Annotated in this window: 1 protein-coding gene; it reads left to right on the top strand. The window is 58.3% G+C overall.

All coding sequences use genetic code 11. From position 1 onward, the window contains the following. Positions 1 to 354: 354 nt before the first annotated feature. Positions 355 to 537 carry a hypothetical protein gene (locus BN1233_RS48985; protein WP_156312695.1) on the top strand — a complete coding sequence of 61 codons (183 nt, stop codon included), beginning with the start codon at positions 355 to 357 and terminating at the stop codon, positions 535 to 537. The last annotated feature ends 1,440 nt before the right edge of the window (positions 538 to 1,977 follow it).

Raw genomic sequence — 1,977 nt, 5'->3', positions numbered from 1 at the left:
CTAGCCGGCAGCAATGTTCATCTCTCATTCATCTTGGAGATTACTTGCATCGAAGGCAATGTAATGAATGAAACCCTACATGAATGTGCGGGTTTACGTGCAAGGCATATCCACGATTGCAGGAGGTTGCAGTGGGCGTTGCTGTCAAAGCTGAATGGCTCAAAGGTCTTTGCCGGACGATACCCGGAAGAGGTGAAACAGGCGGTGCGCGGTAACAGGGCAATCGGTCAGATGGTGCCGCTGGGTTGCAGGCGAAGGTCAAGCAACCGAGCGAGGAACCTCAGTCTCGGCCGTAGCCACCCTCGCAGCGTATGGTCCGCCAGTCGTCTCCCGAGACCTTTCACGCAGGAGGTCATGATGACCGATACGACCGTGAAGAAGGTTCAGGGTTCCACATCACCGACCGGACGTAACGAGCACCATCAGCGGGTGCTGGCCGTCAGGATTCGTTGGGGGTCGAGCGGGGGCGGATCCGCCGCACGGGACCTACGCTCTGGTGAGGCGAGGGAGTACCTGAAAGAGCCCCGCCCGGCCTGAAGTGACCGAGCGGGGGCAGAGGTCACGGCCGTCGAGATCGGCAGCCTCACGGGCCGTGGAGGCTGCTAGTGCCGACCCCGAGGACCCGTATGGATGTGGTTCTTATCTCCATATCCGTTGCCGGGTTTGGAGCCCGATGCCGCGATGGCCTCGGAGGTCAGCGACGTGGACAGCAGTATGGTGACGGCGGGCGGCACCGTGGCAGCAAACTTTCCACACCGCTTCAGGAACTCACGCCCATCATCGTCGCTGGACGACACCTAATCGGGTGTCGGGAGGGGATTCGGTTCACGTTCCATAGGACTCTCCTTGGGTGCGAAGGGCCAAGCCCATCCGCCCCAGATCACAGTGGCCGGCTCCAAGTAGAAGCAAAAGGACCCGAAGTAGTAACACCCGGCAGCACATCGATCGGCCATCCGCTTGGAATAGAGAGAGTTTAGAAGCGGACCTGGGTGAGATTTGCACCGTTTGCGGAAGCCCTGTTTCCGGAACGAGGAGGGGCATCAGGCTATTATACAGGAGTGCTACTCGTATTCTGGTTCCGGATCACCAGCGATGGTAGCCATTTATGCGCTCATAGCTCTTGTCGTGGCAATGATCACCTCCGCCCTCACGGGGTTGCTGGGCACTCAAGACGCTCTGTCCGTTTTGCTCTGGGGAATCGCTGGTGCAAACGTGGCGATCCTATCGCTCGCCATGTGCATGTTGTGCTCAGTGGATGCGGACAGCCCTGACGGACTTCAGCGCACGCGCGGAACAAGCCCGGATCGCTGTCACGATCTGTCGAGAACGCTGGCGCAAAAGGTCGAAGGTCGAGAACATCGGCGCAATAGGTCAAGAGTACCGCTTGGCGTTCCGCGGGCGTGAAGCGCCGCTCTGCTCACGCTATGGCTCGCCGCGGCGCTGCGGCGCGAATTGTTTCGATCGTGGAAGAAAATCGGAGCCGGGAGCGCAGTGCCTCCATGCTTCCTTCGTGTCGGCGAGTCGCAACTCACTGCGCCGCCGCATGCATTCGGAGGCGCATGCGGCGGGATGTCAACGAAGGGGCGTTGATCCTTGTGGGAGGCCGCCGAAAGCCTCGCATTGTAGCCGCCCACGATCTCGAAGCCGGCCACCTTGGAAGCCAAACGGCCAATGTTTACAAACAAAAGTTGACCCCCTTCATGCTTTTGCGGGAGGGAACTGCCAAAAATTATTACACGTCTTCGCACATGTGATATTTCACAGCTTCTTACAATAACATAGTTACGTCATAGTTTTCGCCCTCGATGGCGAGGCTAGTTCCTAGTAGATGGACTCTAAATACTGAACCGAGTTCACATTTTATCTCTTGGCGGGCAACCCCACTTTTCAGAGAGGATTCTCGATGTCCCAAGCTCCAGAACGGTATCGGCCAGCGAACCAAGCACGGCGTCATTTCCTGGGCATCGCAGCCGCCAT

This window comes from Microvirga massiliensis (assembly GCF_001006805.1).
GTDB classification, from domain to species: Bacteria; Pseudomonadota; Alphaproteobacteria; order Rhizobiales; family Beijerinckiaceae; genus Microvirga; species Microvirga massiliensis.
The sequence above is the reverse complement of the archived record's forward strand: the minus strand, read 5'-3'. Positions and strand labels throughout refer to the sequence as shown.

Coding starts and splice junctions, on each gene's coding strand:
- BN1233_RS48985 (WP_156312695.1), top strand. CDS start 355: ATGATGACCGATACGACCGTGAAGAAGGTTCAGGGTTCCACATCACCG.